The following is a 515-nucleotide window of genomic DNA, read 5'->3' as shown; positions in this document are numbered from 1 at the left end:
TGGACTCATGATTTGTACATAAGGCGCTTCAGTATCTACACCCGGTACTTCTGGTTCCGTCGGGTTTTCTGGCTCAGTCGGTACTTCCGGCTCTGGCACAGTTGGTACTTCTGGCTCAGTCGGTACTTCAGGCTCTGGTGCTGTGTTATCCACCATCACGTTGAACACTTCTGTCGCCGTTGAGTTACCCTTGCTATCAAACGCGATAGCTTGCAAGGTTTTATAACCCGCGCCCATTTTCGAGATATTAATCGAGTGATTAAAAGGCGCTGACGTTAACGTTTTCACCAATCGACCACGGAAATACAACTCAACTTTTTCAATACCATCAGAATCCGCTGCATCAACCTTAATGTTTAGCTCTTGACTCTGAGTCACGTTTACGTCCGGAGAAATAAAGCTCACGGTCGGAGCATTACCATCACCTGGCACTTCTGGCTCCGGATCTGGCGTTACCGGCTCTTCTGCATTGTTAACAACAACATAATGATTCGCGGTTTCGGTTACGTTACCTG

General features: G+C 47.6%; 1 protein-coding gene. It reads right to left on the bottom strand.

Features of this window, described 5'->3' with window-relative positions; genetic code table 11:
- A partial coding sequence (locus FE810_RS17135; protein WP_171022413.1) for an Ig-like domain-containing protein occupies window positions 1-515 on the bottom strand: 515 nt, incomplete at both ends.

The organism is Thalassotalea litorea (assembly GCF_005843925.1).
Taxonomy (GTDB): Bacteria; Pseudomonadota; Gammaproteobacteria; order Enterobacterales; family Alteromonadaceae; genus Thalassotalea_A; species Thalassotalea_A litorea_A.
This window is presented reverse-complemented; position numbering and strand designations above follow the sequence as displayed.